Here is a 26573-nt window from a genome sequence, read left to right on the forward strand (position 1 = left end):
CGCGCCGGATGGTACGGAGCGGGCCGCGCGGGGCAGTCGCTGCCCCGCGCGGCCCCTCCTACAGCCCCTGCCAGGTGGGCTTGGCCGCGTAGGTGGCCCGGAAGTACGGCGCGAGCTTGAGCTTGGACGCCGCCGCCTCGTCGGCCACCACGGTGGCGTGCGGGTGGAGCTGGAGCGCGGAGGCCGGCACGACGGCCGCGACCGGGCCCTCCACGGTCTGCGCCACCGCCTCCGCCTTGCCCTCGCCGGTGGCCAGCAGCACCAGGTGCCGGGCCTCCAGGATGGTCCCGATGCCCTGGGTGATCACGTGGTGCGGCACCTGGTCGATGTCACCGTCGAAGAACCGCGCGTTGTCCACCCGGGTCTGCTCGGTGAGCGTCTTGATCCGGGTGCGCGAGGCCAGCGACGAGCACGGCTCGTTGAACCCGATGTGCCCGTCGGTGCCGATGCCCAGCAGCTGGAGGTCCACGCCGCCGGCCGCCGACAGCGCCGCGTCGTACGCCTCGCACGCCGCCTGCACGTCGGCCGCGGCGCCGTCCGGGCCCATGAAGGACTTCGCGGACAGGCCCAGCGGCTCCACCACCTCGCGCAGCACCACCGAGCGGTACGACTCCGGGTGGCCGGCCGGCAGGCCCACGTACTCGTCGAGCTGGCAGACCCGGGCGCGGCTCGCGTCGACCGCGCCGGAGCGCACCTTGGCGGCCAGCGCCTGGTAGATCGGCAGCGGGGTGGAGCCGGTGGCGACGCCGAGCAGCGCGTCGGGCTTGCGGCGCAGCAGGGCCGCGATGGCCTCCGCGACGAGTTCGCCGCCTGCCGCGGCGTCGGGGACGATGACGACTTCCACGCTGGGCCCGCCGTTTCTGAGAGATGAGTGTGGTATAGACCAATCTAGCAGAGCGGGGGTCGGCCGCGGCAGGCCCGCGAGGACCTTCTCCCGGCCGTCCACGGCTGTCCCCGGCCGTTCAGCCGCCGTTCACACGGCGTCCCGCGCTGCTGGTGCGCGGCGCCGGGTCCTGTGGTCGACTGGTGAGGTTCGGCGGCCGGGACCAGAGCCGGAGGCGGGTGGACCGGATGGATGCGGTGGGAACGCCGGGCCCGGCGGCCCCGCGCCGGGGCGAGCCCGGCTGGATCATGTGGGGCGAGACGGCGGAGCAGCCGGAAGTGTTGCGCCGGGTGCTGGAACAGGGCGCGCCCGCGATCCGCGAGACCGCGCGCGCCATCGCCGCGCGGCGGCCCCGGTTCGTGCTGCTCAGCGCGCGCGGCACCTCCGACCACGCGGCGCTCTACGCCAAGTACCTGATCGAGGTGGAGCTGGGGCTGCCCTGCGGGCTCACCTCGATGTCCACCACCACCGCTTACGGCGCCGAGCCGCGGCTGCGCGACGTGCTGGTGGTCACGGTCAGCCAGTCCGGCGGGTCGCCGGACCTCGCGGCCTCGACCCGGGCCGCCCGGGAGGCCGGCGCGGTGACCCTGGCGGTGACCAACAACCCGGACTCGCCGCTCGCGGAGGTCGCCGAGTTCCACCTCGACCTGCTGGCCGGCGCGGAGAAGGCGCTGCCGGCCACCAAGACGTACACCGCGGAACTGCTCGCGCTCTACCTGTTCGTGGCGGGCCTGAAGGAGGGCGAGGACCCGGCGGCGGCCGGGCAGGCGGTGAGCGCGGCGCAGGCGCTGCCGGACCTCGCGGCGCGGGTGCTCGGCCGCGGCGAGGAGGTGCGGCAGCTCGCCGGCCGCTACCGGTTCGCCGAGCGGATGGTCGTCACCTCCCGCGGCTACGGCTACCCGACCGCGAAGGAGGCCGCGCTGAAGCTGATGGAGACCAGCTACATCCCAGCGCTCGCCTACTCCGGCGCGGACCTGCTGCACGGGCCGCTGGCCATGGTCGACAACGTCTCGCCGGTCATCGCCGTCGTCACCGAGGGGCGCGGCGGCCAGGCGCTCCAGCCGGTGCTCGACCGGCTGCGCGGGCGTCGCGCGGACCTCGTGGTGGTCGGCCCCCGCGCCCAGGTGGCCGCGGCCTCCGCGGGCTTCGCCCTCCCGGAGGGCCGTCTCCCCGAAGCCCTCCAGCCGGTCCTGGAGATCCTCCCGCTGCAGAAGCTCGCCTGGGAGGTCGCGATCGCCCGGGCCCAGGACCCCGACGCCCCCCGCGCCCTCGCCAAGGTCACCGAGACCCGCTGAGGCGACTGGAGGCGACTTGAGGTGACAAGGGCCGACAACGGCTCGAAAACACTTCGGGCCGCGGTGCCGGGAGAGGACCCTCAACCTCTCCAGCACCGCAGCCCGGAGCTGCTGCCGACGCCGTGGCCGGCGGGGTGTGCGGTCCCCGCGGGCCCGATAGGGCCGACCGGGAGGCCCGGCGTAGTCAGGGCAGAGAACGCCGGCCTCGTCCGCCCTCCTGTGCGGGGAGTGCGGAGCTTGGTACAGCGTCATTGTGGACTAGACCATTAGCCCGTGTCCATACGCCGAGGCCGCCGATTTCCGGCCCTCCCGCGACCGGCGCGTCGCCCCCCGGCCTGCGCGGCTGCTCCCCGCCCGCCGCGTCACGGGCGCCCGCGCGCGGTGCGGGTACGCTCGCAGGCGTGCCCTCCATGAACGACCTCGTCCGCGAGCACACCGACCTCGACGAGTCGGACCTCGAATGGCTCCACCTGCTCGTCTCGGAGTGGCAGCTGCTCTCCGACCTGTCCTTCGCCGACCTCGTGCTGTGGGTCCCCACCCGCGACGGCTCCCGCTACGTCTCCGTCGCGCAGATGCGGCCGAACACCGGCCCCACCTCGTACCAGGACGACATGGTCGGCCACCTGGTGCCGCGCGGCCGGCGGCCGTTGCTGGACGCCGCGCTGGACGAGGGCCGGATCGTGCGCGAGGGCGACCCGGAGTGGCGCGAGGAGGTCCCGGTCCGGGTCGAGTCCATTCCGGTGCGCCGGGACGGCCGGGTGCTCGGCGTGATCGCCCGCAACACCAACCTGCTCACCGTGCGCACGCCCAGCCGGCTGGAGCTGACGTACCTGCAGAGCGCCTCCGACCTGGCCCAGATGATCGCGGCCGGCTCCTTCCCGTTCCCCGCCGAGCAGGTCGACATGGACGCCTCGCCGCGGGCCGGCGACGGCCTGATCCGGCTCGACGCCGACGGCATCGTGCAGTACGCCAGCCCCAACGCGCTGTCCGCCTACCACCGGCTGGGCCAGGCCGCCGACCTGGTCGGCCACCACCTGGGCAAGGCCACCGCCGAACTCGCCCCGGAGCGCGGCCCGGTGGACGAGGCCCTGGTCAAGCTGGCCAGCGGCTGGGCGCCCCGGGAGTTCGAGGTCGAGGGCGGTGACGGCGTGATCCAGCTGCGCGCCATCCCGCTCAAACCCAAGGGCGTGCACACCGGTTCGCTGGTGCTGCTGCGCGACGTCACCGAACTGCGCCGCCGCGAACGCGAGCTGATCACCAAGGACGCGACCATCCGGGAGATCCACCACCGGGTGAAGAACAACCTCCAGACGGTCGCCGCGCTGCTGCGGCTGCAGGCCCGCAGGATCGAGTCCGAGCGGGGCCGGGAGGCGCTGGAGGAGGCGGTCCGCCGGGTCGGCTCGATCGCCATCGTGCACGAGACGCTCTCCCAGAACCTGGACGAGCGCGTGGAGTTCGACGAGATCGCCGACCGGGTGCTGGCGATGGTCGCGGAGATCTCACCCGGCCGGGTGACCACCCGCCGCACCGGCCGGTTCGGCATCCTCACCGCCGAGATGGCCACCCCGCTGTCCATGGTGCTCACCGAGTTGGTGCAGAACGCCCTCGAACACGGCTTCGGCCCGGGGGAGTCGGGCACCGTCGAGGTCACCGTGGTGCGCGGCCGGGAGCTGCTCACCGTCGCCGTCCAGGACGACGGCCGCGGCCTGCCCGCCGGGTTCGACGCCCAGCACGCCGGCAACCTCGGGCTGCAGATCGTCCGCACGCTCGTGGTCGGCGAGCTGTCCGGCGCCTTCGACATGCTCCCGGGCACGGACGGCGGCACCCGCGTGGTCCTCGAACTCCCGCTGGACGCCTAGGGTCTGTCGGCCGAACGGCGAGAGCCCCCGTACCCATCCGGTACGGGGGCTCCGAGCTGTGTGCTGCGCGTATGAGGCAGGTGCTGCGCGCTGCGGTTCGGGGGAAGCCTGAGTGTGTCAGGCGCTGGCGTTACGGGCCCTGTTGCGGGCGGCGCGGCGCTTCATCGCGCGGCGCTCGTCCTCGCTGAGGCCACCCCAGACACCGGCGTCCTGGCCGCTCTCCAGCGCCCACTGCAGGCACTGGTCCATGACGGGGCACCGGCGGCAGACGGCCTTGGCTTCCTCGATCTGCAGCAGCGCAGGACCGGTGTTGCCGATGGGGAAGAAGAGCTCGGGGTCTTCCTCGCGGCAAACGGCGCGGTGACGCCAGTCCATGGCTGCTCCAACTCCTTGTGTGACAAGCACGTTGCTTGTGAATGTGAACGCTTTCACGAATCCCCCCACAGGGAACGGGACGCCACCCAGCCCTCGCTGGTGCGGTCCCGCTGGTGTGAGAGTGAGGATTCGGGCTCTCATGGGGGCTGCTCTCCGCGGCCCGTCCCGATCGCCAGTTAGAGGTTCGCAAACCTCGGCTGGAGATACAACCCCTTCAGGAAAGTTTTTTTGGAATCCTCGGTGTCGCGTCGATCACAGCCCTACAACCTTCGGGTACAGCCCAGCCTAAACGTTCGAGTAAAAGGACTTTAGGCTCTTCGACTTACACAATCACACGCAGTGCCCGGCGTACGCCTGTGAAGGTCGCGCTCGTACGCAGCCCCAGGTGGTCACCGTCCACCTGAAAGGGCAGTGGCGCCTGCGAATGCAAGGTGAAGTCCGTCAGATCGTGCAGCGAGACGGTGTGCTTTCCCCGGGGTCCCCGCTCCGGGGTGGAGCGGAGCAGTTGCGCGGCGTAACGCGTACCTGACAGCGCCGACATCTTGGTGACGCCCAGCACGTCCAGCGCGGTGTCGAAAGACGCTTCCGGTGAGGCGTACACGGGTCGGTTGCCGAGATACGTCCACGGCGAGGTGTTGCAGATTATCGCCGTCATCAGACCCTCGACCGGGCCGGTGTCCTCCGCGCTCCCGGAGGCCGGCAGCTCCAGGGTGATGGTGCCGTGCCGCCGGTGCGGGTCGCCCATGAACTGCCGGGCGACCTGGCGCAGGTACAGCGCGTGGGTCGAGCGCTTGCCCAACTCCCGCTGCTGCTCGACCCGTCCGACCACGCCGGCGTCGAACCCCAGGCCGGCGCAGAAGGTGAACCAGCGCGCCGGCACCCCCTCGTCCTCGGTGCCCGGGGTGCCGCTCGCCAGCCCCAGGCCGACCGTGCGGGAGGAGCCGGCGCGCAGCGCGTCCAGCAGCGCGCCGGTGGCCTCCACGGCGTCGTTCGGCAGCCCGAGCGCGCGGGCGAAGACATTGGTCGACCCGCCGGGCACCACGGCGAGCCGGGGCAGCGCGTCCGGGTCGGGGCCGTGGTGCAGCAGACCGTTGACGATCTCGTTCACCGTGCCGTCGCCGCCCAGCGAGACCACCAGCTGGACCTCGCCGCCCTCCGCGGCCCGCCGGGCCAGGTCGCGCGCGTGGCCGCGGTACTCGGTGGTGGCCACCTCCAGCTTCAGGTCGCTGGCCAGCGCTGTGCTGATCACGTCGCGGACCCGCGCGCTGGTGGTGGTGGCGGCGGGGTTGACCACGAGAAGAGCACGCATGGTCGACAGCGTACCCAGGCGATTTCGCCCGGGGCTACGCTGAACGGTGTGAGCCAGACCCCGAAACGCCGTGCCGCCGCGTCCCCGCGTCCGTCCTCCCCGGGCGCCTCCCGGGCCATGTCCTCGGACCCGTCCGCCCGCCCGACCGAGGGCCCGGCGGCGGGGGCCGCGGAGGGCGCGCCCGCCGGACCGCCGCCGCTGCGGCTGAACGTGGCGGCGGGCGTGGCTGGCCTGGAGGGGCTCGCGGTCGCCGCGTGGGGCGTGACGATGTGCTTCACCGGCGGCGACAAGGGGGTGCTGGCCGGGCTGCTGGTGCTGGTGCTGGCCGCGCTGCCGCTGGGGGCGGCGTACGGGCTGCGCAGGGCCCGCAGCTGGAGCCGCGGGCCCGCGCTGATCATGCAGCTGCTGTGCCTGCCCATCGCGTGGACGATGCTCAAGAGCGACGGCGCGGTGGTGGCCGCGGGCGCGGTGCTCGGCGTGCTCGCGCTCGCCGGGCTCGCGGTCCTCGTCCACCCGGCCACCACCGACGCACTCGGCATCCGCCGTCGCACGCTCACATAGCGCTGGACCGGGAGGGGCTACTCCTCGATCAGGAGTTTGTCGCGGAGCTGCGCCAGGGTCCGGGCGAGCAGCCTGGAGACGTGCATCTGCGAGATGCCCACCTCCTGCGCGATCTGCGACTGCGTCATGTTCCCGAAGAACCGCAGCAGCAGAATCGTCTTCTCCCGCGGCGGCAGCTGCTCCAGCAGCGGCTTGAGCGACTCCCGGTACTCCACCCCTTCCAGCGCCTCGTCCTCGGAGCCGAGGGTGTCCGCGACCGCCGGCGACTCGTCGTCGGTGTCCGGGACGTCCAGCGACAGCGTGCTGTACGCGTTGGCCGACTCCAGCCCCTCCAGGACCTCCTCCTCGGAGATCTTCAGGTGCTCCGCCAGCTCGTGGACGGTGGGCGCGCGGCCGTGCCGCTGGGACAGCTCGCCGGTCGCGGTGGTGAGCGACAGCCGCAGCTCCTGGAGCCGGCGCGGCACCCGTACCGCCCAGCCCTTGTCCCGGAAGTGCCGCTTGATCTCACCGACCACCGTCGGCGTCGCGTAGGTGGAGAACTCCACGCCGCGCTCGACGTCGAACCGGTCCACCGACTTGATCAGGCCGATCGTGGCGACCTGGGTCAGGTCGTCCAGCGGCTCGCCGCGGTTGCGGAACCGCCGGGCCAGGTGCTCGACCAGCGGCAGGTGCATCCGCACCAGCTGGTTGCGCAGCTCCGCCCGCTCCGGCGAGCCGTCCGGCAGCCGTCTCAGCTCCACGAACAGCGCGCGGGCGCCGGAACGGTCCTGCGGGTCGTGCGGACCGGCGTGCCCGGCCTGGTCCCCGTCCCCGGCCTGCCGGCCGTGCTCGGGGCTGTGCTCCGCGCCCGTGCTGTGCTCGGCGCTGGTGACCTGTTCGTGCTGCTCCATCGGCTCCGCCTGCTCCGCCGCGTCCATCGCTTCCCTACGGTCCGTACGCCTACCGGTCTCGGGGTGCGGTCGCGCCGTGTGCCGCCGCCCGGCGGGTACGGGTCCCGGGCTGGCCGGGCCGGTCTGCTGGGCGGGGACGGAGGCGCGGCCGCGGGCCGCGGGCGCCTCGGGCTCCGCGGGCGTACCGGTGTTGTCAGCCGATCTCACGACCGCGGCCTCATGACAGCCCGGGAACGGCGCCGCGCTTCTTGTGCAGGCTGATGCTCACCGCCCGGTCCTCGTCCACCGTGGAGTCCACCTCACCGGCCAGCGCGGACAGCACCGTCCAGGCGAAGGTGTCGCGCTCCGGCGCCCGGCCGTCGGTGGTGGGCGCGGAGACGGTGACCCACAGCGAGTCCCCGACCAGCCGGAACACGCAGCTCAGCACCGAGCCCGGAACGGCCTGTTGCAGCAGGATCGCGCACGCCTCGTCCACGGCGATCCGCAGATCCTCGATCTCGTCCAGGGTGAAGTCCAGCCGTGCGGCGAGTCCGGCCGTGGCCGTACGCAGCACCGACAGATAGGCCCCCGCCGCGGGCAGCCGGACCTCGACGAAGTCCTTCGACCCGGGCTCGCCTGCGATCTGGGACACCCACACCTCCAAGGTGGCACACAGTGATTGCGCTGGTTCGCATGGTTCGCTGCGACGCTATCGCGATCCGTCCCCCGGTGTCGCCCGGACGGAGCACGGGCGCCGCCCGTTCCTGTCACCCATGGTAAGCGCTCGGGCACGGACGGTGGAGGGGAATCCGGATCTCGATTCGTATGCGAATCCGTACCGACTCGGGCGAGGTCCGGTCGGCTCCGGTCGGCTGCTGTCGGGTCCGGTCCGATGTCGGTCCTCGGCCGGTCCCCCGCCGTCCGGGCGCGGGCACTTGCGTGCCGGGTGCAGGCATCCAGCGTACGCAGCGCGGGGTAAAGGCGGGGTCAGCCGGTGATCACGACCGCGACGCGGCTGCCGCGCGCGAACGCCCCCGCGTCCGTCAGCTCCAGCGCCGCGTACAACGCCTTGGCGACGTACACCGGTTCCGGGCGCAGCCCGTGCCGGCGCGCGAAGCCGGCCGCGAAGGCGTCGAGCTCCGGCGGGGTGCGGGCGTAGCCGCCGTGGTGGAAGCCGTCCTCGACCCGCCACCGGCCGCGCCGGCCGCCGTACGCCGCGTGCTGCAGCCGCAGCACCTCCTCGCCCAGGAAGCCGCCGCGCAGCACCGCGACGCCGACCGCCTCACCGGGGAAACCGGCCGCGAGCCCGGCCAGGGTGCCGCCGGTGCCGCAGGCGACCACCGCGACGTCCGCGCGCCCGGCCAGTTCGCGCCCCAGGCCCGCGCAGCCGCGCACGGCCGCGGCGTTGGAGCCGCCCTCGGGGAGCACGTACGCGGGGCCGTACGCCGCCAGCAGCGCGACGAGTTCACGCCCGGCCGCCCGCCCCTCCTGCTCCTCCTGGCCCACCTGCCCCTCCGACGCGTGCCGCCCGGTCCGCGCGGCATGCCCGGTCAGGCGGCGGTAGGCGCCGCGTTCGACGAAGTGCAGCCGCATGCCGTCCGCGGCGGCCGTGGCGAGCGAGGGGTTGAGCGGGCGGCCGGCCAGCTCCTGGCCGCGGACCACGCCGACCGTGCGGAAGCCGTACAGCCGGCCCGCCCTGGCGGTGGCCCGCAGGTGGTTGGAGTAGGCGCCGCCGAAGGTCAGCAGCGTGTCGTGGCCCGCGCGCCGGGCCTCGGCCAGATTCAGCAGCAGCTTGCGGTACTTGTTGCCGACCAGCTCGGGGTGGACCAGGTCGTCCCGCTTCAGCAGCAGTCGCACGCCCCGGCGGGCCGCCCGCGGTTCGTCGACCTCGACTAGCGGGGACGGCGCGACATCCTCGGGCAGCGGCCCGTACGCCCCCGGCGGCGCGGGGGCGGGGCGGGGGTTCGCAGGGGGGCCGGAAGGCGCGGTCACCGGACCATTGTCGCCCGCGGGGCGCCCCGCGCGGGGCCCGTCTGTCACCCGGCGGCAGGACAGCCGCGGGCCGCCCGGCGCCGCCCCGCGCGCCCGGAGCGCGCCCGGCGGGCGGATCGCGGCGGGCGCGGATTGCGCCACGCCGGTGTCGTACGGGGGACTTCCGGTGCATCCTGTCTCCCGTGCACGAAGAACACGCCGTCACCACCCCCCGGCCGGAGCGGGTGGGACCGGGGATCGCCACTGCGGCCGGTGACACGACGGACGCGCTCACCGCGACCGTCCGCGGACTGCTGCCGTCGCTCACGCCCGCCGCGGCGCGGATCGCCTCGCTGATCGTCGAGGACCCGGCGCAGGTCGCGCGGAGCACCATCTCCGAGCTGAGCGCGCTGGCCGGCACCAGCGAGTCGTCCATCGTGCGCACCGCCCGCGCGCTGGGCTTCGCCGGCTATCCCGAACTGCGCCTGGCGCTCGCCGCGTCCGCCGCCCGCCAGGCCCCCCGCTCCACCCTGACCTCCGGCATCACGCCGGACGACTCGGTCGCCGAGGTGGTCGCCAAGCTGGTGCACACCGAGTCCCAGGCGGTCCTGGAGACCGCCACGCAGCTGGACGCCGAGCAGTTGGCGGGCGCGGTCGCGGCGATCTGCGGCGGCGGGCAGCTGCACATCGCCGGGGTCGGCGCCTCCGGGCTGGTCGCCCAGGACCTCCAGCAGAAGCTCGCCAGGATCGGCCGGCCCTGCCACGCGCACGGCGACTCCCAGTCCGCGCTGACCAGCGCGGTGCTGCTCGGCGAGGGCGACGTCTTCCTCGCCGTCTCCCACTCCGGCGAGAGCCGGGACGTGCTGGCGCCGCTGCGCCGGGCCGCCGCCCAGGGCGCGACCACCGTGGTGATCACCAACCACCCGCTGTCCACCGCGGCCCGGCTCGCCGACCACGTGCTGGTCTCGGCCGGCCGCGAGACCACCTTCCGGCCCGGCGCGATGGCCAGCCGGATCAGCCAACTGGTCGTGGTGGACTGCCTGTTCGTCTGCGTCGCGCAGCGCACTTTCGACACCTCGAGCCGCGCCCTGCGGGTGACCCACGAGGCCCTGGAGATCGACCGCAAGGGGTAGGGCGGCCGGGCCCGACCCCTTGCGGCCGCCGGCGGCTCAGCCGGCCGGGATCACGTCGACGTCCGCGGCGTTCACGAACGCCATCCGGTGGTTGTAGACGATCTCGTAGACCTTCGTCGTGCCGATGAAGTCGTGCTGGTCGTACGGCGCCGAGCCGTCGTAGTAGATCGCGAAGTAGGAGTCGGTGTTCACCGCCGGGCCGCCGGTGACGTAGGACTGGCCGGCCGCGATCGTGTACTTGGCGCGGGCCAGTTGGGCGCGCGGCGCGGTGCCGCCCTCGAAGGCGACGAAGTCGGGCGGGTAGACCGACGCCTCGGGGTAGGCCGTGGTGTAGACGGGGATCGAGGTCCTTCCGGGCTTCGGGGTGATCCGCGCGGCCTTCACCGGCACCGTCGCCGGGCGGGTCGCGGAGTCCTGGAGCCACGCCTTCGTGCCGCCCCACCAGATCGCCGTCCAGCCGGGCTGCCGGCCCGCCACCGCGTACTCCTCGCCGGCCGGGGCCTTGTCGCCCCAGTCGTTCATCGCGTTCGTGCCGGTGCCGGTCGGGTGCAGGTAGGGGTCGGCGACCAGCGGCGCCGAGGTGCTCGGCGCGGTGTACAGCGGGACGAAGTTCGCGGGCGCGTCCGCGGAGGTCACCGGGCAGTCGAAGCTGCGGTAGGGCCCGGGGAACTGCTTGTAGCCCGGCACGTCGTCGCAGTACGTGGTGGTCTGCCGGTTGCGGGCGTACCCGGGCTTGATCGCCACGACCGGGCTGCCCTGGGCCGCGGTGGCGTGGATGGGCGCGCCGAGCAGGTCGAAGAAGTGCTCCCAGTCCCAGCCGGGTCCGGGGTCCCAGTGCTGGGTGGCGACGCCGCTCTCGGTGCCGCCGGGGACGTTGTCGTGGCCCAGGATGTGCGCCCGGTCCAGCGGGATGTGGTACTCGGCGGCCAGGTACTTCACCAGCGTGGCGGTCGAGCGGTAGAGGTCCTCGCTGAACCAGGCGGCGCCGTGGGTCGCCCACGCCTCCTGCTCGATGCCGATCGAGTGCTGGTAGAAGGAGCGGTTGGCGCTGTCCCAGGCGATGTCCTGGTCCGGGATCATCTGCGTGACGTGGCCGTCCTCGGACCGCACGACGTAGTGGGCGCCGGCCGCGTAGGTCGGGTCGCGGAACAGGTCGAGGGTGCCGTCGTAGGTCTCGTCGGTGGTGTGCAGCGTGATGTAGCGGATGTCCAGGCCGCCGTGCGGGCGGTCGGCGAGGTCGTGGCTGCCGTAGTCGGCCAGGTCCGAGGGGTCGAGCAGGGTGTACGCGCCCGGGATCACGTCGCAGTGCAGCGAGGCCGGGCACTGCGGCTCGGCGTCGCTCCTGGGCGGCGTCACCTCCTTGAGCCCGAGCTTGCGCACGTCGCCGCGGTCGGGGTGCAGCCGCGGCACGGGCGCGAGGGTGACCGTCTGCCCGTCCTGCGTGGTGCGCGAGGCGCCGGTGCGCAGGATGTCCCACACGCCGTCGGCGAAGGCCTGGGCGACCTTGTCCTCGGTCGACCGGCTGTAGCGGGCGGCGGCGGCGTACCAGCCGTCGGTGGTGCGCGGCAGCCGTCCGTGGCCGTAGCCCCTGGCGTACGAGGCCAGGAGCGCGGCGCCGCCGCGGATGTTCTGCGCCTCGTCGCCCTCCACGGCGGCCACGTCGGCGCCGGTCAGCGCGGCGGCAGCGGCGGCGGTGTGCTCGGCCGGGGCCTTGAGCAGGTCGGCGTAGCGCGGCGACTGGGTGCTCAGCCCGTCCGCGTCGAGCGTGGCGGCGGTCAGGTCGGTGAGGTTCATCGGGCCGTCGCCGGCCTCGGCGTTCTGCTGCCCGGCGTGCGCCTCCCACCGGGTCTCGTAGTACGACACCGCTTCGAGGACGGACTGCGGTACGCCGAACTCGTGGGCGGCGGCGGCGAACTCGGCCTGGCGGGTGCCGGCGGCCGCGGCGGGCGTACCCGCGGCCGTCACCGCGGACCGGTCGACCGGCGCGGTGGCGGCGTGCGCGGCGGCGGTCCCCGCGGTCACCGAGACGCCGGCCAGCAGGGCCAGCGCCGCGGCCAGGGTCGTCGTCCTGCGCTGTCCGCGCTGTCTGTGTGGGCGGTGCATCCAGGCTCCTCGCGTCGTGCCGTTCGAAGGGGGGCCGCAGGGGCGTGCGGCAACTGCTGGGCGCAGCCTGACGATCCGCCCTGGCAATGAGCAACCACCACGACGTAAATCCTGGAACTTTTTGCCAACCGGAGGGGACGGCTCACGCGGGCGGGGGAGCCCCCGGCGCCGGCACGGCGCCGCGGACACGCGTCAGGGGCGCGGGGGAGAGCCGAGGAGGAAGGGGTGTGCGGAGGCGGGCTCGCGGCCCGGCGCGGTGTGCCAGTAGTCGCGCGTCTCGGCGGCCAGCCCCTCGGGCGTGAAGCGGACGAAGACGCAGCCGGCCAGGGTGCTGGAGCGCGGCCCCGCCGCGCCCGACTCCTCCGCGGTGACGTGGAACTCCGCGACCGCCAGGCCCCCTTCGCCCACCAGGGGGTCGCTGAACCGCACGGACAGCGGGAGTTCGTCGGCGAACGACCAGCGCAGGTACGTCGCGAGCGCGGCCCGCCCGATGTGCGGCGGGCGGAACGGCATCGAACGGTGCACGCAGTCCTCGGTGTAGAGGGCCAGGATCGCCTCCACGTCGTGGGCGGCCCAGCCGGACTCCCAGACGCGCACGAATCGTTGCGCTGCGGCTGCGGTCTCCATGGCCATGGCTCGTCTCCTGCTCGGCGCCTCGTGGGGGGCGGGCGTCCGCCGGCCCGGCGGGGGCGTCCACCCCCCGAAGTGGATGTCCCTGACTGAGACTTATGGAACCGGGAAACGATCGGCTACTTCCACCGTGACACCTGTCACATCACCCCCGGTGATCCCATCCCCACCACTACCGCCGCGAATCCGGCGCACCTCCGCGCCCCCCGGCGCACCCCCATGCACCCCGGCGCGGCCCGGTTGCGGACCCCGGCGCGGCCCAGCCCGGCCCGGTTGCGGACCCCGGCGCGGCCGAGGCCGCCCGGCGTCCTCCCCGCGGGGAGCGCGCCGGGCGGCCTCGGCCATCGGAGCGCCGGGCGCGGGTTCGCGCCCGGCCGTGCAGGAGCGTCAGCGCCGCGCGACGCCCTCCGCCCGCGCTGCCGCGGCGACCGCCGCCGTGACCGCGGGCGCCACCCGCGGGTCGAACGGGGACGGGATCACCCGGTCGGCGGCCAGCTCGTCGGCGACGACCGCGGCCAGCGCCTCCGCGGCGGCCAGCTTCATGCCCTCGGTGATCGCCGAGGCGCGCACCTGGAGCGCGCCGGCGAAGATGCCGGGGAACGCCAGCACGTTGTTGATCTGGTTCGGGAAGTCGCTGCGGCCGGTGGCGACCACCGCGGCGTACCGGTGCGCGACCTCGGGGTGCACCTCCGGCGTGGGGTTGGCCATCGCGAAGACGAAGCAGCCCTCGGCCATCGTGGCGACCGCGGCCTCGGGGACGGTGCCGCCCGAGACGCCGATGAAGACGTCCGCGCCGGCCAGCGCGTCGGCCAGCGAACCGGTCAGGCCGGCCTTGTTGGTGTACGACGCCAGCTCCCGCTTGACCGGGTTGAGGTCGTCGCGGCCGGCGTGCACCACGCCCTTGCGGTCGGCCACCGCGACGTCCCCGACGCCCGCCTCGACCAGGATGCGGGCGATCGCGACGCCCGCCGCGCCCGCGCCGGAGACCACCGCGCGCAGCTCGCCGAGCGCGCGCCCGGTCAGCCGGGCGGCGTTGCGCAGCGCCGCGAGGGTGACCACCGCGGTGCCGTGCTGGTCGTCGTGGAAGACCGGGATGTCCAGCCGCTCCTTCAGCCGGCGTTCCACCTCGAAGCAGCGGGGCGCGGAGATGTCCTCCAGGTTGATCCCGCCGAAGGACGGCGCGAGGCGGACCACGGTCTCCACGATCTCGTCCACGTCCGTGCAGTCCAGCGCGATCGGGACGGCGTCGACCCCGCCGAACTGCTTGAACAGGATCGCCTTGCCCTCCATGACCGGCAGCGACGCCCGCGGGCCGATGTCGCCCAGGCCCAGCACCGCGGTGCCGTCGGTGACCACCGCGACCACCTGGGAGGTCCAGGTGTAGTCGTGGACCAGCTCCGGCCGCTCGGCGATCGCGGTGCACACCTGGGCGACGCCCGGCGTGTAGGCCAGCGACAGGTCGTCGGCGTCGCGCACCGGCACGGTCGCGGCGACGGCCAGCTTGCCGCCGCGGTGCAGCGCGAACACCGGATCGACCGGATCGACCGGATCGACCGGATCGGCGTCGACCGCACCGGCCGGATCGGCCGGATCAGCGATGTCGCTCAGTGGATTGACGATCTCCGTTGCCACGTGTGACCCCTTTGTCGGAATGTTGAGGGAGAGTGCTCCACCCGGCCGCGGCAGGTGCGGCAACCGCGCCGCTCGCGGGAACGGCGCAGCGCGCGGACGGGGGGAGGTGGGCTGGCGCCTGGGCCGCCGGATGAGAGTGAGCGCGGCGGCAGCCGGACGCCTGACGCGCCGCACGCGCGTCGTGGGCCCCGGGATGAGGGGTGAGGAACCGTTCTACCGGAAAGACCATCCGGGTGCCGAACGGAATGTGGTGCGGAAGGTGACGTCGGTTACGGCTGTGACGTCCGTGATGGCCGTGATATAGGGCACGCTCCACCGCGATCCGGCCTTGGTGGACCGGCGGGGTGGGTGCCCGGGGATCGCCCGTTATCCGATTTTGACACAACGGCGACCCTGTCGGGGGCTGTCCGGATGGCAAGATGCACAGATCACACAGCGTGGCGGTATTCGAAGACGCATTCCAGGCCGCGCGGCCCTGCACCACCTTCGTCTCGCAGGAGGACACAGCGATGACCGCAGGCACCAGTCGGTGTACCACCCCACGTTCGCGGCTCGCCGCGGTCGCCGCACTCGCGGTCGCCGGCGCCCTGGTGCTGGCCGGGTGCGGTGACCAGACCAAGAAGGACTCGGGGTCCGATAACGGGACGACCCCCTCTTCCAGCACGTCGCAGGCCCCCCTGTTCGCCAAGCTGCCGAAGAAGTACCAGGACTCCGGTGTCATCAACGTCGGGACCGACGCCTCGTATGCCCCGATGGAGCAGACGCAGGGCGGGACGATCGTCGGCATCGACCCGGACCTGGGCAACGCGCTGGCGCAGCAGCTCGGCGTGAAGTTCAAGTTCACCAACGGCACCTTCGACGGGCTGATCACCTCGCTCTACACCGGGCGCGAGGACATCGTGATGTCCGCTATGAGCGACACCAAGGCCCGCCAGCAGGGACTGGACGACAAGGGCAAGAAGACCGGCAAGGGCGTCGACTTCGTCGACTACTACATGTCCGGCTCCTCGCTGCTGGTCAAGAAGGGCAACCCGGAGCACATCACCTCGCTGGCCGACGTGTGCGGCAAGACGGTCGCGGTCCAGCGCGGCACGATCTACCAGGACGCCTTCAACAAGCAGAAGAAGGCGTGCGGCGCCAAGGGCCTGACCATCCAGCCCTTCGACACCGACGCCGAGGCGCAGACCCGAGTCAAGGCCGGCGGCGCGGTCGCCGACCTCAACGACACGCCCGTGGCCGCGTACATCGCGCAGAAGTCCAACGGCGCCTTCGAGGTGGCCGGCTCCCCGGCCGACGCCGGGCCCTTCGGCATCGCGCTGGACAAGAGCAACACCCAGCTGCGCGACGCGCTGAAGGAGGCGCTGGACGCGATCATCGCCGACGGCACCTACGCCAAGGTGCTGGCGAAGTGGAACGCCACCAGCGGCGCCATCAAGACGGTCACCCTCAACGGCGGCTCCTGACCGTGGCCGGCAAGCTGGACAAGAACCCGGCGGGCCCGCGGGACGCGGCGCCCGCCGCGGCGGCCACCACCCCGTACGAGGCGATCCGGGCGGTGCCGGTGCGGCACTACGGGCGCTGGGTCAGCGCCGTGGTGGTCGTGGCGCTGCTGGGCTGGCTGGCCTACGCGTTCTCGCAGGGCAACATCCTGTGGGGGACCGTCGGCGACAAGCTCTTCGACCAGACGGTGATGAAGGGCGCCTGGCACACCGTGCTGATCTCGGTGTGCTCGATGGCGCTCGGCCTGGTGCTCGGCGTGCTCTTCGCGGTCATGCGGCTGTCGAAGAACCCGGTGACCGGCGCGGTGGCCTGGCTCTACATCTGGTTCTTCCGCGGCACTCCGGTGTACGTGCAGCTGCTGATGTGGTTCAACCTCTCGTTGATCTTCCCGGTGATCAACCTGATGCCGCTGTACAAGAACAACACCGTCGCCGTCATCACGCCGTTCGTGGCCGCGCTGCTGGGCCTCGGCCTCAACGAGGGCGCGTACATGGCGGAGATCGTCAGGGCCGGCATCCAGTCGGTGGACGAGGGCCAGACCGAGGCGGCCCACGCGCTCGGCATGACCGGCGCGCGGACCATGAGCAGAATCGTTCTGCCGCAGGCGATGCGGGTGATCATCCCGCCGACCGGCAACGAGTTCATCAACATGCTCAAGACCTCCTCGCTGGTGTCGGTGGTGCAGTACACCGAGCTGCTGCGGGCGACGTCGAACATCGGCAGCGACACCACCGCGGTCATGGAGATGCTCTTCGTGGCCTCGATCTGGTACCTCGCGCTGACCAGCGTGTTCAGCGTCGGCCAGTTCTACCTGGAGCGGCGGTACGCACGGGGTTCGCTGCGCACCCTGCCGCTGACGCCGTGGCAGAAGGTCAAGGCGAACCTGTCCACCCTGCGGCGACCGAAGGCGGCCTGAGCGATGAGCGACTCGACAGGATCCCCGAAGGCGGCCGGCACCGCGTCCGGCGCCCAGCCCATGGTGAAGGCCGAGGCGGTGCACAAGTCCTTCGGGGCCGCGCACATCCTCAAGGGCGTGGACCTGGAGGTGGCGCCGCGGGAGGTGTTCTGCCTGATCGGCCCGTCCGGCTCGGGCAAGTCCACCTTCCTGCGGTGCATCAACCACCTGGAGCAGATCAACGCCGGCCGGCTCTGGGTCGACGGCGAGCTGGTCGGCTACCGCGAGCACGGCGGGCGGCTGTACGAGCTGCGCGACCGCGAGGTGGCCGCCAAGCGCCGTGACATCGGCATGGTCTTCCAGCGCTTCAACCTCTTCCCGCACATGACCGCGATCGAGAACGTCATGGAGGGCCCGGTCCAGGTCAAGCGGGAGACCAAGGCGGTGGCCAGGGAGCGCGCGCAGGCGCTGCTGGACCGGGTGGGGCTGGCCGACAAGGGCGGCAACTACCCCAGCCAGCTCTCCGGCGGGCAGCAGCAGCGGGTGGCCATCGCGCGGGCGCTGGCCATGGAGCCCAAGCTGATGCTCTTCGACGAGCCGACCTCCGCGCTCGACCCCGAGCTGGTCGGCGACGTCCTGGACGTCATGCGGAGCCTGGCCGAGGACGGCATGACGATGATCGTGGTCACCCACGAGATGGGCTTCGCCCGCGAGGTGGGCGACGCCCTGGTCTTCATGGACGACGGTGTGGTGGTCGAGTCCGGCCACCCCCGCGACGTGCTCGGCAACCCGCAGCACGAGCGCACCAAGGCGTTCCTGTCCAAGGTGCTGTGACCGCCTCGCGCGGTGCCGCCGCCGCGGGCGGCACCGCGCGACGCGTCGCCCACCCGGCTCAGCGCAGCGCCAGCACCATCGCGTCCGACGGCGAGGACCACACCGTGCGGGCCTCGGCGAAGCCCGCGTCGAGCAGGGTCCGCACGTGCCAGTCGGCCGGCGGGGTCTCGCCCTCGGCGTGCTCGCCGTAGATCCGGAAGCGCTCGGCGGTGGGCCCGGCCAGCGCCGGGTCGGCCGCCGCGAGCTGCCACCACTGCGCCCAGTCCAGCGCGCCCTGCCGCTTCGCCTGCTCCATGCGGGCGTGGCGCAGGGCGTGCTCGGCCGCGTTGATCCGCGGTGTGGCGGGGCTCGGCATGTGGTCGGCGTTCAGGAACACCCCGCCGGGGCGGACCAGGCCGGCCAGCTGCCCGTACAGCGTTCGCAGCGGCTCGGCGCGCAGCCAGTGCAGGGCGGTCGCGGTCAGCACCGCGTCGTAGCGGGCGTGCGGGAGCGAGGCGGTCCAGTCGGGGGCGGTCAGGTCGGCGGTGACCAGGGCGACGCGGGGGTCGCCTGCGAAGGTGCCCTCCGCGATGGCCAGCAGCGCCGGGTCGAGGTCGACGCCGGTGCTGCGCGCCCCGGGGAGCCGGGTCAGCAGCCGGTCGGTGATGCTGCCCGTCCCGCAGGCGAGGTCCAGTACGGTGGGCGTGTCGCCGACGGTCGCCTCGACCATGTCGCATCACCCGAAAGCGTTCCTCGCGATCGGGCATGTACCACTCCTGCTGGCGGTCCCAGCTCTGCTGCCACATCCGCCAGTCGGAGCCGGGTCGGCCGGGCCGGGCGTCAGGTGTCACCGCAGGCATACGTCGTCCTCCGATTCGTAATACCCTGGACGTAGCTTTGGGCATTACCGAGACTAGACCGCGTCGCGTAAGGACCACAAGTGGAACTGGCTTATTACTCGGAGTACGCCGTCCGTCTCGTCAACAGCGAGCAGCCGGACCGCGGCACCGACGCTTTGACCTCGGTGGAGGCGGCGCGGGAGCTGTTCGGGCCGGGGACGCAGAGCGCGGCGCGGGTGGTGGAGGCGGACGTGGCCCGGCTGCGGGCGGTGCGCACCCGGTTGCGCGGTGTGTTCGAGGCGGCCGACGAGGGCGACCAGGTCCGCGCGGTCGACCTGCTCAACCAGCTGATGCTGGAGTTCCCGGTCAGCCCGCAGATCTCCGGCCACGACCACCTGGACGCCGACGGCCGCCCCGACTGGCACATGCACCTGGCCGACCACGCGGCCAACGCCACCGCCGGCTACTCGGCCACCGCCTGCATGGGCCTGGCCTTCCAGCTCACCACGCTCGGCGCCGACCGCCTGGGCATCTGCGAGGCCGTGCCCTGCCGCAACGCCTACGTCGACACGTCGACCAACCGGTCGCGCCGCTACTGCTCCGACCGCTGCGCGACCCGTGCGAACGTGGCCGCCTACCGCGCCCGCAAGCGCCTGGAGAGCGAGCGGTCCGCGCGCAGCGGCCTGACGCAGGACGCCGCCCACGAGGCCCAGGAGGCGACCCCGGCCAGCGAGCGCTGAACCTCGCGGGCCTGCCGGAACCGGCCGCGCGCCTTGGCCAGCACCAGTTCGTCCGGCACCGTGCCGAACTCCCGGCTGTCGTTCTCCACGAAGGTGTTGTCGCCCAGCACCCACCAGCCGCCCTCACGACGCTCCACCGCGCGCTTGACGATCAGCAGATCCTGCTGGAGCGGATGCCGCAGCACCACGACGTCCCCCTCCCGTACCTGCTCGGAACCGTTGCTGATCCGCTGGATCAGCAGCCAGTCACCGTGCAGCAGCGTCGGCGCCATCGACGGACCGGTGACCTCGACCACCTGCCACGACAGCCTGCCGGCCCCTGCTCCCGCATCCTGTGCCTCCCGGCTCGTTTCTCCACCGCCCCCAGGGTGACACCAGACTTTTGGCCTAAGCCACCTGGGGCACCCGAGAAAACGACTCGTCCAGGGAGTAATGTCCCACCTGAAAGACGATCACGAGGAAGGACAGCCATGTTCACTCGCCTGTTCGCGCCCAAGGTGAAGGTAAGCGCACACTGCGACCTGCCCTGCGGCGTGTACGACCCGGCCCAGGCCCGAATCGAGGCCGAGTCCGTCAAGGCGGTCCAGGAGAAGTACCAGGCCAACGAGGACGCGGACTTCCGCACCCGGGCCATCATCATCAAGGAGCAGCGCGCCGAGCTCGCCAAGCACCACGTGTCGGTGCTGTGGAGCGACTACTTCAAGCCCCCGCACTTCGAGAAGTACCCGCAGCTCCACCAGCTGGTCAACGACACGCTGAAGGCGCTGAGCGCGGCCAAGGCCTCCAACGACCCGGCGACCGGCCAGAAGGCCCTCGACCTGATCGCCGAGATCGACAAGATCTTCTGGGAGACCAAGAAGGCGTGAGCGGGTTCCGCGCCGGCCCCGCGCCGGCGCGGGGCGCGTCGGGTCCGCCCCGCGGTGTGCGTCACACCGCGGGGCGGTTCCGTACCCGCGGGTAGGGGCCGTAGGGTCGGGCCATGTTTGCTGTCTACGCCGCGCGTACGGATGCCGAACAGCCGTTGTCCGCACTGGAGCTGGGGGAGCGGCCGGCCCCGGAGGAACGCGAGGGCTGGAGCACCGTCACGGTGCGCGCCGCCTCGCTCAACCACCACGACCTGTGGTCGCTGCGCGGGGTGGGCCTCGGCCAGGAGAAGCTGCCGATGATCCTCGGCTGCGACGCCGCCGGGACCGACCCGGACGGCAACGAGGTCGTCGTCTACCCGGTGATCGGACTGAGCGGCCACGGCGTCGGCCCGAAGGAGCCGCGCTCCATCCTCACCGAGCGCTACCAGGGCACCTTCGCCGAGCAGGTCGCCGTGCCCACCTGGAACCTGCTGCCCAAGCCCGCGGAGCTGAGCTTCGAGGAGGCGGCCTGCCTGCCCACCGCGTGGCTGACCGCCTACCGGATGCTGTTCACCAACGCCGGGGTCAAGCCCGGCGACTCCGTCCTGGTGCAGGGCGCCGGCGGCGGCGTCTCCACCGCGGCGATCGTCCTCGGCAGGGCGGCGGGCCTGCGGGTCTACGCCACCAGCCGGGACGAGGCCAAGCGCAAGCGGGCGCTCGACCTGGGCGCGCACGGCGCCTTCGAGCCCGGCGCGCGGCTGCCGCAGCGGGTGGACGCGGTGATCGAGACGGTCGGCGCGGCCACCTGGTCGCACTCGGTGAAGTCGCTGCGGCCCGGCGGCACGCTGGTGATCTCCGGCGCGACCAGCGGCGTCAACCCGCCCGCCGCCGAGCTGAACCGGATCTTCTTCCTGGAGCTGAAGGTGGTCGGCTCCACCATGGGCACCAAGGAGGAGCTGGCCGGACTGCTCGACTTCTGCGCGGTCACCGGCGTGCGGCCGGTGATCGACTCGGTCCTGCCGATGGAGCGCGCCCGCGAGGGGTTCGAACGGCTCGCGGCCGGGGACGTCTTCGGCAAGATCGTGCTCACGCGCTGAGCACCTGAGTCGCTGAGCCGCCGGGGGCGCGGGGCGCGGCGCCGTCAGTGTTCGCCGCGCCGGCTGAGGGTCGCGACCACGTGGGCGGTCGTCTCCTTCAGGCGGCGGCGGATCTCGCGGACCTGGCGGTCGTCCACGCCGTGGTCCCGGGCGGCGTCGCGCACGTCGTCCCGGAAGCGGTCGAGCAGGCGCTCCAGGTCGCGGAACGGATCGCCCGAGGCCGGCTCGGCGTCCTCGGTGTCCGTGTCCCTGCCGCTGTGCGTGTGCGTGTGCGTGCCGAAGCCTTCGGCGGTCCCGGCGGACGCAGCCGCCCCGGCGTCCGCGGCGCCCTTCACGCCGCCCCGCGCCGTGTCGCCGCCCGCCGCCGCGCCCGCGTCGTCCCCGGCCGGGTGCGCCGCGGTCGTCGCCCAGCCCCGGCCGGAGGTCGGCGCGTCCATCCGCCCGCCGACCGTACCGGCCCCGAACTGCCCCAGCTCGCGGGTGAGTTCGGCCAGCCCCTCGCGCAGCCCGGTCTGCCAGTCGCCGGTCCGGGAGTACGTCTGGACCTGCTCCTGTACCTGCCGGGCGATCCGCTGCACCTCGTCGCGCGCGCTGTCCATGGCGTCGCGGGCGGCCTTCGCCTGGCGGCGGGCGTCGCGGGCCTCCTCCTTGGCGCGCCGGCTCTCCTCCTTGGCCCGCCGTGCCTGCTCCTTCCAGCGCTGCTTGCTGTTCTCGGCGTCGTCGGGCCCGGGGGCGGTCCTGGCCTGCCGGGCCGCCGCCCGCACCTCGGCCCGCAGGTCGCCCGCCGCGCCGCGGACGTCCTCGCGGATCTCCGCGGCCAGCGACGACACCGACTCGCGGATCTCCCGTTCGAGACCGGAGATCTCCGCCGCGCGCGAGGCCAGCTCCGCACGGCCCTCGTCGGTCAGCGCGTAGACTTTGCGGCCGCCCTCGGTGGAGTGGCTGACCAGTCCCTCCTTCTCCAGCTTGGCCAGCCGCGGGTAGACGGTGCCGGCCGAGGGCGCGTACAGGCCCTGGAAGCGCTCCTCCAGCAGCCGGATCACCTCGTAGCCGTGTCGCGGCGCCTCGTCCAGGAGCTTCAGCAGGTAGAGCCGGAGACGGCCGTGCGCGAAGACGGGGGGCATGTCAGACGTCCTTCCGAAGGGAGCCGGCGCCGGGGGCCCGGCCGGGACCGGGCGACGGGTCCGGGTCCGGCGCGGTTCCGGGGCCGGTTCCCGGGCCTGTTCCCGTTCCCGGGCCGGCTCCGGTTTCCGGGCCGGCGGCGGGGCCGTCCGCGTCGAGGCCGGGGTCGACGTCCTCCAGCGGCGGTCGGCGCAGCAGCGCGATCGCCCCGGAGACGGTGGTGGCCTTCAGCCGGGCGCCGCCCGTCCCCATCCGCCCGGTGATCCTCTTGGCCCCCCACTGGCCGGTGACCTTCAGCTCGTCGAAGGCACAGGAGACGCTGCCGCTGGTGGTGTTGGCGTCCACCTCGGCGTCGGCCGGCTCCGGGATGCGGATGGCGATCTCGCCGGAGACGGTGGTCAGCCGCACGTCGGCGCCGGCCGAGGGGTCCAGGTCCAGCACCATGTTGCCGCTCACCGAGTCCGCCTTGACCTGTGGGCCGCTGCCCTCGACCACGGTCAGGTCGCCGGAGACGGTGCTGAACTGCAGCTCGCCGGCGACCGACTGGGCCTCCACGCTGCCGGCCACCGTGCTGGCCCGCACCGGCCCGGTCAGCCCGACCAGGGTGGTGTCGCCGTTCACGCCCTTGACGGTGGTCGCGCCGGTGACGCCGGAGACCACCGCGTTGGCGCCGACCACCCCGACCTCGACCCGGGTGCGCGCCGGGACCGCCAGCGAGACCACCGCGTGCCGCTGCCAGCCCTTGCGGTCCAGCCACTTCAGCAGGCCCTTCCACGGCAGGTCGTCGTAGCTGACGGTCAGCGAGGAGCCGTGCAGCCGCACCTTCAGCGGCGGGCCGTCGATCTCGCTGATCTCCACCCGGGCGGGGCCCTCCTCGACGCCCACCACGTTGACCGCGCCGTTGACCAGGCGCACCGAGAGGGTGTCCACGGGCCCGTCGCACACGATCTTCTCCGGTTCGGTGACCGACCACTCCGACGTGCCGCTCATGGGTGCCCCTCCTCGGCTACGGCGCAACGCAACATATCGCGTCTACTGAAAGACACGATATATCGCGTGCCGGGGAAGTCAAGCGGCCCTCGGCGCCGGGCGCCGCGGCGGTTACTCGTCGTCGTCCTCGTCGTCCAGCCGGGCGAGCCACGTGGCCAGCCGCTCGACCGGAACCTCGAACTCCGGGTTGAGGTCGACGAATTCGCGCAGGCGGTCGGCGAGCCACTCAAGGGTGACCTCCTCCTCGCCGCGCCGGTCGGCCAGTTCCTCGATTCCTCGGTCGGTGAAGTACAAGATCTGCTCCGGAACAGGGGTGGGGCGGGTGGCGGACGGGCAGGAACAGCGGTGAACGGGTGGTGACGGAGATCGCACGGACGGGCGACGGGCGCCCACGAGGTGTACCCGGCAAGGATAGGCAGTGCCTGCGACGTCTTCCCGAAGTGCCTCGCGCGAGCGGCGCGCGGGAGGCTAGCCTTCTGGAGGACCTGGCCAGTGGGGGGAATGAGGGCGTGCGGACGGCGGCGGCTGCGGAGGCGCTCTCGGCGCCCGGCGCACGGGTCCCGGGAGGCGCGCGGTGATGCCCGGCGACAGCCCGGAATCGCGGGCCGACGCCGCCGAGATCCTCAACCCGCTGGTGAGCGCGGCGACCGTGCGCATCCACGCCGCCGACGCCGGCGCCCGGCTGCTCGGCAGCGGCTTCTTCATCGCCCCCGGCTGGGTGCTGACCTGCGCCCACGTCGCCCTGGAGGGCGCGGCCCGCGGCGACGGACGCGGCCCGGTCCCGGTTCCGCGCGCACCCGGCTCCGGAGGGCCGCGCCCGGCGGACGCCGGCCCCGACCTGGCCGCCGGCCGCCCGTTCGGCCCCCCGACCCCGTTCGGCCCCGCGACCCCGCTCGCCGGGCCGGTGCCGCCGGCCGCGGGGTTACCGCCCTCGGCGCCGACGCCGCCGTCGACGCCGCCTTTCGGCTCCACCACGCCTTCCGCGGCCACGCCGCCGGTGCCGCGCCCGCTGCCCGGCCCGATCCCGCGCCCGGCGCCGGCCGCCGGCTCCGGTCCGGCCCCGCGCCCCGGCGCCGCGGCCGCCCCGCCCGCCGCCGGTTCCGCTTCGCCTTCCGCTTCCGGCGCCGTGCCCGCGGTTCCCGCGCCCCCCGCCGCGCCCGCGGGCTCCGCGGCGCCCACCGTGCCGGCGCCCACCGTGCCGGCCCCGCCGACCGGCCCGCGGGTCTCGATCGGCTACGGCGACCGGCTGCTGGGCGGCGTCGTCGAGTGGTCCGAGCCCGCGGCCCCCGCGTCCGGCGGCTCCTGGCCCGCGCCCGACCTCGCGCTGATCCGGCTGCTCGACCCGGTCGACCACCCGTGCGTGTGGATCACCGAGCGCACCGCCAAGAGCTACACCACCAACCAGGTCGCGTTCTTCGGCTGGGTGCCGATGGACGGCGAGCACGTCGCGTACAGCGGCCGCTGCACCATCAGCGGCCAGCTCGCCGCGGGCAGCGGCGGCATACTGCGGCTGGGCAACGAGGACGAGATGCCGCACGGCCTGTCCGGCGGCCCGGTGGTCGACCTGGTGCGCGGCGAGGTGATCGGCGTGGTCAAGGCCCGCCGCAAGGGCCACGACGGCGGACTCGCGGTCGGCATCCAGCAGTTGCGCCGGCTGCCCGACCTGCCGGGCCCCGACGGCGACCTGTACGACCGGGTGATGAGCGCCCACGACCTCTACCACGCCGACCAGCACCAGTCCGTGCACGGCGGGGAGTTTACCTGGACCGACGCGCACAGCGAGATCGGCGCCGCGGCCGGCCGCGCGCTGACCCCCGGCCAGCGCACCCGATTGCTCGGCATGCTCGCCCAACTGCCGCCGCCGGTCGGCGCGCGCGGCGTCCAGGACATCGTCACCGAGGTGCGCGGCGCCCCGGTGCACGGCCTGCCGGTCGCCCCGCGCGCCTGGCGCGACGGCCTCGGCCTGCTCTACGACCTGCGCCGCGGCACCGCCGAGCTGGAGTCGGTGCTGCGCTACGCCGTGCAGGCCGCCACCGCCGCACGCACCGCTCCGGTGGACGAGGTGGTGGAGCGCGAACTCGCCCGCTGGGCCCAGGAGACGGCCGCCGCGGACGACCGGCTGACCCGGTTGTTCCGGGCCACCCTGCTGACCGAGCGCACCGCCCGGCTGCGGGCCCGCGCGCTCGGCGCTCCCGCCGGTCCGGTCGGCGCCGCCGCGCCGCGGATCAGGACCGAGGCGCTGCTGGAGATCATCCCGCGCGGCTGGGAGCCCGGCCGCTACGACTGGCGGGTGTGCGTGGTACCGCCGGGCGGCGAGACGGAGTGCGTGGCCGAGGACTTCCACGGCACCGCCTTCGCCGACCTGCCCGAGCGGCTGGCCGAGCCGCTCGCCGAGGCGTTCCGCCGCTGCGACGAACCCGGCTGGACCGCCACCCTGCAACTGGCCGTCCCCGGCGCCCTGATGGCCTTCGCCGCGGACGCCTGGCGGCTGGCCCCCGGCGGCGGCGCGCTCGGCGCCGCCCGCCCGATCGTGGTGCGCCGCACCGACCCGCCGGCCGACGAGGACCCGGCGGTCGCCGAGGAGCGGCACAGCCGCTGGCGCGCGCTGCACCGCTCGCCGCCGGCCTCGTGGTGCTGGACTGCGAGGACTCCGTGCTCTGCCCGGTCCCGGAGGAGGCCGATCTGCGGCTGCGCCCGCCGGAGACGCTGCCCGTGCTGTGCCGCAGCGGCCTGGACGCCCCCGAGGTGCTGCACACCCTGGTGCGCAGCGGCTACGCGGTCGCGCTGTGGCGGCGCGACCCGGTGGACGCCGAGGCGCTGTGCGCCGACTTCCACCGCGGCGCCGTGCGCACCGTGCGCGCCGCCAGGACCGCCGGCGCGCTGCCCGGCCACCTGGTGACGCTGCGCGCGAAGGTGGCCGCGGGGGTGCCGGAGGCGTACTGGTCGCACGGCCTGACGCTGCTCTACGACGACCCGACGAGGCCGCTGCCCGGAACCGACGAGTTGCTGGAGACGCCATGACAGTCACGACGGCGGCGACCGCGGACCGGCACGGCCGCCGGGGGAGCACGCTCAGCCGGCACGGAACCACGGACCCGGGCCGCCGCCCGGG

Annotated in this window: 25 protein-coding genes and 1 pseudogene; 12 read left to right on the plus strand and 14 right to left on the minus strand. The window is 73.7% G+C overall.

Translation table 11 applies throughout. The annotated features are described in order from the left end of the window. Window positions 1-58 precede the first annotated feature (58 nt). Complete coding sequence (gene nagB / locus VSR01_RS26840) at window positions 59-844, minus strand: glucosamine-6-phosphate deaminase (RefSeq protein WP_326451676.1); 786 nt, start codon at window positions 842-844, stop codon at window positions 59-61. A 227-nt stretch (window positions 845-1071) separates the two neighbouring features. Here nagB and VSR01_RS26845 point away from each other — a divergent pair, with 227 nt between their 5' ends. Together VSR01_RS26845 and VSR01_RS26850 are read left to right on the plus strand one after the other, a co-directional pair. Next, complete coding sequence (locus VSR01_RS26845) at window positions 1072-2178, plus strand: SIS domain-containing protein (protein ID WP_326451677.1); 1107 nt, start codon at window positions 1072-1074, stop codon at window positions 2176-2178. Window positions 2179-2588: 410 nt separating this feature from the next. Next, on the plus strand, window positions 2589-4037 hold the full coding sequence (locus VSR01_RS26850) for a PAS domain-containing sensor histidine kinase (RefSeq protein ID WP_326453834.1): 1449 nt from the start codon (window positions 2589-2591) through the stop codon (window positions 4035-4037). A 117-nt stretch (window positions 4038-4154) separates the two neighbouring features. Here the strand turns inward: VSR01_RS26850 and VSR01_RS26855 are convergent, their stop codons facing one another. After that, a complete protein-coding gene (locus VSR01_RS26855; RefSeq protein ID WP_037913060.1) occupies window positions 4155-4412 on the minus strand; it encodes a WhiB family transcriptional regulator in 258 nt (85 codons plus the stop codon). A 322-nt stretch (window positions 4413-4734) separates the two neighbouring features. Further along, window positions 4735-5721 carry a diacylglycerol/lipid kinase family protein gene (locus VSR01_RS26860; RefSeq protein WP_326451678.1) on the minus strand — a complete coding sequence of 329 codons (987 nt, stop codon included), beginning with the start codon at window positions 5719-5721 and terminating at the stop codon, window positions 4735-4737. Window positions 5722-5769: 48 nt separating this feature from the next. Here VSR01_RS26860 and VSR01_RS26865 point away from each other — a divergent pair, with 48 nt between their 5' ends. Further along, complete coding sequence (locus VSR01_RS26865; RefSeq protein ID WP_326451679.1) at window positions 5770-6282, plus strand: hypothetical protein; 513 nt, start codon at window positions 5770-5772, stop codon at window positions 6280-6282. Between the two features lie 17 nt (window positions 6283-6299). Here the strand turns inward: VSR01_RS26865 and VSR01_RS26870 are convergent, their stop codons facing one another. The 3 genes from VSR01_RS26870 to VSR01_RS26880 form a co-directional block, all read right to left on the minus strand. Further along, on the minus strand, window positions 6300-7199 hold the full coding sequence (locus VSR01_RS26870) for an RNA polymerase sigma factor SigF (protein ID WP_442785551.1): 900 nt from the start codon (window positions 7197-7199) through the stop codon (window positions 6300-6302). 190 nt (window positions 7200-7389) lie between these two features. Then, the gene (locus tag VSR01_RS26875; protein WP_326451680.1) at window positions 7390-7803 is read right to left on the minus strand and encodes an anti-sigma regulatory factor; all 414 of its coding nucleotides are present in this window, start codon (window positions 7801-7803) and stop codon (window positions 7390-7392) included. 335 nt (window positions 7804-8138) lie between these two features. Then, on the minus strand, window positions 8139-9143 hold the full coding sequence (locus VSR01_RS26880; RefSeq protein WP_442785552.1) for a 1-aminocyclopropane-1-carboxylate deaminase/D-cysteine desulfhydrase: 1005 nt from the start codon (window positions 9141-9143) through the stop codon (window positions 8139-8141). A gap of 182 nt (window positions 9144-9325) precedes the next feature. Between VSR01_RS26880 and VSR01_RS26885 the strand changes: the two genes are divergently transcribed. Continuing rightward, the gene (locus VSR01_RS26885) at window positions 9326-10255 is read left to right on the plus strand and encodes a MurR/RpiR family transcriptional regulator (protein WP_326451681.1); all 930 of its coding nucleotides are present in this window, start codon (window positions 9326-9328) and stop codon (window positions 10253-10255) included. A 36-nt stretch (window positions 10256-10291) separates the two neighbouring features. Here VSR01_RS26885 and VSR01_RS26890 read toward each other — a convergent pair whose 3' ends face one another. The 3 genes from VSR01_RS26890 to VSR01_RS26900 all read right to left on the minus strand — a co-directional run bounded on the left by VSR01_RS26890 (window position 10292) and on the right by VSR01_RS26900 (window position 14620). Further along, window positions 10292-12358, minus strand: a complete 2067-nt coding sequence (locus tag VSR01_RS26890; protein WP_326451682.1) for an N-acetylmuramoyl-L-alanine amidase — start codon at window positions 12356-12358, stop codon at window positions 10292-10294. 192 nt (window positions 12359-12550) lie between these two features. Beyond that, the gene (locus tag VSR01_RS26895; protein WP_326453837.1) at window positions 12551-12985 is read right to left on the minus strand and encodes a YybH family protein; all 435 of its coding nucleotides are present in this window, start codon (window positions 12983-12985) and stop codon (window positions 12551-12553) included. A gap of 390 nt (window positions 12986-13375) precedes the next feature. Continuing rightward, complete coding sequence (locus VSR01_RS26900; RefSeq protein WP_442785553.1) at window positions 13376-14620, minus strand: NAD(P)-dependent malic enzyme; 1245 nt, start codon at window positions 14618-14620, stop codon at window positions 13376-13378. A gap of 509 nt (window positions 14621-15129) precedes the next feature. Here VSR01_RS26900 and VSR01_RS26905 point away from each other — a divergent pair. Genes VSR01_RS26905 through VSR01_RS26915 form a run of 3 tightly spaced genes read left to right on the plus strand, consistent with a single transcriptional unit; the run spans window position 15130 to window position 17849 of the window. Next, window positions 15130-16083, plus strand: coding sequence for an ABC transporter substrate-binding protein (locus VSR01_RS26905; protein WP_326451683.1), 954 nt, complete (start codon window positions 15130-15132; stop codon window positions 16081-16083). Window positions 16084-16085: 2 nt separating this feature from the next. After that, window positions 16086-17036, plus strand: a complete 951-nt coding sequence (locus tag VSR01_RS26910; RefSeq protein ID WP_326451684.1) for an amino acid ABC transporter permease — start codon at window positions 16086-16088, stop codon at window positions 17034-17036. Between the two features lie 60 nt (window positions 17037-17096). After that, window positions 17097-17849, plus strand: coding sequence for an amino acid ABC transporter ATP-binding protein (locus tag VSR01_RS26915; protein ID WP_326453839.1), 753 nt, complete (start codon window positions 17097-17099; stop codon window positions 17847-17849). Window positions 17850-17907: 58 nt separating this feature from the next. On the opposite strand, the pseudogene VSR01_RS26920 reads toward VSR01_RS26915, so the two are convergent. Further along, window positions 17908-18688: pseudogene (locus VSR01_RS26920) on the minus strand (class I SAM-dependent methyltransferase). Between the two features lie 80 nt (window positions 18689-18768). Between VSR01_RS26920 and VSR01_RS26925 the strand changes: the two are divergent. Beyond that, on the plus strand, window positions 18769-19407 hold the full coding sequence (locus tag VSR01_RS26925) for a CGNR zinc finger domain-containing protein (RefSeq protein ID WP_326451685.1): 639 nt from the start codon (window positions 18769-18771) through the stop codon (window positions 19405-19407). On the opposite strand, the gene sodX is transcribed toward VSR01_RS26925, so the two are convergent. Continuing rightward, window positions 19302-19715 carry a nickel-type superoxide dismutase maturation protease gene (sodX, locus tag VSR01_RS26930; protein WP_326453840.1) on the minus strand — a complete coding sequence of 138 codons (414 nt, stop codon included), beginning with the start codon at window positions 19713-19715 and terminating at the stop codon, window positions 19302-19304. The two genes, VSR01_RS26925 and sodX, sit on opposite strands and share 106 nt — an antisense overlap. A gap of 162 nt (window positions 19716-19877) precedes the next feature. Between sodX and sodN the strand changes: the two genes are divergently transcribed. After that, window positions 19878-20273: a superoxide dismutase, Ni gene (gene sodN / locus VSR01_RS26935; protein ID WP_326451686.1), complete on the plus strand. Its 396-nt coding sequence runs from the start codon at window positions 19878-19880 to the stop codon at window positions 20271-20273. Window positions 20274-20386: 113 nt separating this feature from the next. Next, window positions 20387-21349 carry a zinc-binding dehydrogenase gene (locus tag VSR01_RS26940; protein ID WP_326451687.1) on the plus strand — a complete coding sequence of 321 codons (963 nt, stop codon included), beginning with the start codon at window positions 20387-20389 and terminating at the stop codon, window positions 21347-21349. Window positions 21350-21393: 44 nt separating this feature from the next. Here the strand turns inward: VSR01_RS26940 and VSR01_RS26945 are convergent, their stop codons facing one another. The 3 genes from VSR01_RS26945 to VSR01_RS26955 all read right to left on the minus strand — a co-directional run bounded on the left by VSR01_RS26945 (window position 21394) and on the right by VSR01_RS26955 (window position 23755). Continuing rightward, entirely contained in the window at window positions 21394-22473 is a 1080-nt protein-coding gene (locus VSR01_RS26945) for a PadR family transcriptional regulator (RefSeq protein WP_326451688.1), read from the minus strand. Window position 22474: 1 nt separating this feature from the next. Beyond that, window positions 22475-23461 (minus strand): DUF4097 family beta strand repeat-containing protein, encoded by a 987-nt coding sequence (locus VSR01_RS26950; protein ID WP_326451689.1) that lies wholly within the window; start codon window positions 23459-23461, stop codon window positions 22475-22477. 111 nt (window positions 23462-23572) lie between these two features. After that, the gene (locus VSR01_RS26955) at window positions 23573-23755 is read right to left on the minus strand and encodes a DUF6104 family protein (RefSeq protein ID WP_326451690.1); all 183 of its coding nucleotides are present in this window, start codon (window positions 23753-23755) and stop codon (window positions 23573-23575) included. A gap of 283 nt (window positions 23756-24038) precedes the next feature. On the opposite strand from VSR01_RS26955, the gene VSR01_RS26960 reads away from it, so the two are divergent. Together VSR01_RS26960 and VSR01_RS26965 are read left to right on the plus strand one after the other, a co-directional pair. Next, a complete protein-coding gene (locus VSR01_RS26960; protein WP_326451691.1) occupies window positions 24039-26360 on the plus strand; it encodes a VMAP-C domain-containing protein in 2322 nt (773 codons plus the stop codon). Continuing rightward, window positions 26306-26482, plus strand: a complete 177-nt coding sequence (locus VSR01_RS26965) for a VMAP-C domain-containing protein (protein ID WP_326451692.1) — start codon at window positions 26306-26308, stop codon at window positions 26480-26482. The genes VSR01_RS26960 and VSR01_RS26965 overlap by 55 nt, the downstream gene beginning before the upstream one ends. Window positions 26483-26573: the final 91 nt, after the last annotated feature.

Source organism: Actinacidiphila sp. DG2A-62, from assembly GCF_035825295.1.
Lineage (GTDB): Bacteria > Actinomycetota > Actinomycetes > Streptomycetales > Streptomycetaceae > Actinacidiphila.

Excerpts from the sequence above, each read along its gene's own strand:
- VSR01_RS26845 (WP_326451677.1), top strand. The coding sequence starts at position 1,072 with ATGGATGCGGTGGGAACGCCGGGCCCGGCGGCCCCGCGCCGGGGCGAG.
- VSR01_RS26850 (WP_326453834.1), top strand. The coding sequence starts at position 2,589 with ATGAACGACCTCGTCCGCGAGCACACCGACCTCGACGAGTCGGACCTC.
- VSR01_RS26855 (WP_037913060.1), bottom strand. The coding sequence starts at position 4,412 with ATGGACTGGCGTCACCGCGCCGTTTGCCGCGAGGAAGACCCCGAGCTC.
- VSR01_RS26860 (WP_326451678.1), bottom strand. The coding sequence starts at position 5,721 with ATGCGTGCTCTTCTCGTGGTCAACCCCGCCGCCACCACCACCAGCGCG.
- VSR01_RS26870 (WP_442785551.1), bottom strand. The coding sequence starts at position 7,199 with ATGGACGCGGCGGAGCAGGCGGAGCCGATGGAGCAGCACGAACAGGTC.
- VSR01_RS26890 (WP_326451682.1), bottom strand. The coding sequence starts at position 12,358 with ATGCACCGCCCACACAGACAGCGCGGACAGCGCAGGACGACGACCCTG.
- VSR01_RS26895 (WP_326453837.1), bottom strand. The coding sequence starts at position 12,985 with ATGGAGACCGCAGCCGCAGCGCAACGATTCGTGCGCGTCTGGGAGTCC.
- VSR01_RS26905 (WP_326451683.1), top strand. The coding sequence starts at position 15,130 with ATGACCGCAGGCACCAGTCGGTGTACCACCCCACGTTCGCGGCTCGCC.
- VSR01_RS26915 (WP_326453839.1), top strand. The coding sequence starts at position 17,097 with ATGGTGAAGGCCGAGGCGGTGCACAAGTCCTTCGGGGCCGCGCACATC.
- sodN (WP_326451686.1), top strand. The coding sequence starts at position 19,878 with ATGTTCACTCGCCTGTTCGCGCCCAAGGTGAAGGTAAGCGCACACTGC.
- VSR01_RS26940 (WP_326451687.1), top strand. The coding sequence starts at position 20,387 with ATGTTTGCTGTCTACGCCGCGCGTACGGATGCCGAACAGCCGTTGTCC.
- VSR01_RS26945 (WP_326451688.1), bottom strand. The coding sequence starts at position 22,473 with ATGCCCCCCGTCTTCGCGCACGGCCGTCTCCGGCTCTACCTGCTGAAG.
- VSR01_RS26950 (WP_326451689.1), bottom strand. The coding sequence starts at position 23,461 with ATGAGCGGCACGTCGGAGTGGTCGGTCACCGAACCGGAGAAGATCGTG.
- VSR01_RS26960 (WP_326451691.1), top strand. The coding sequence starts at position 24,039 with ATGCCCGGCGACAGCCCGGAATCGCGGGCCGACGCCGCCGAGATCCTC.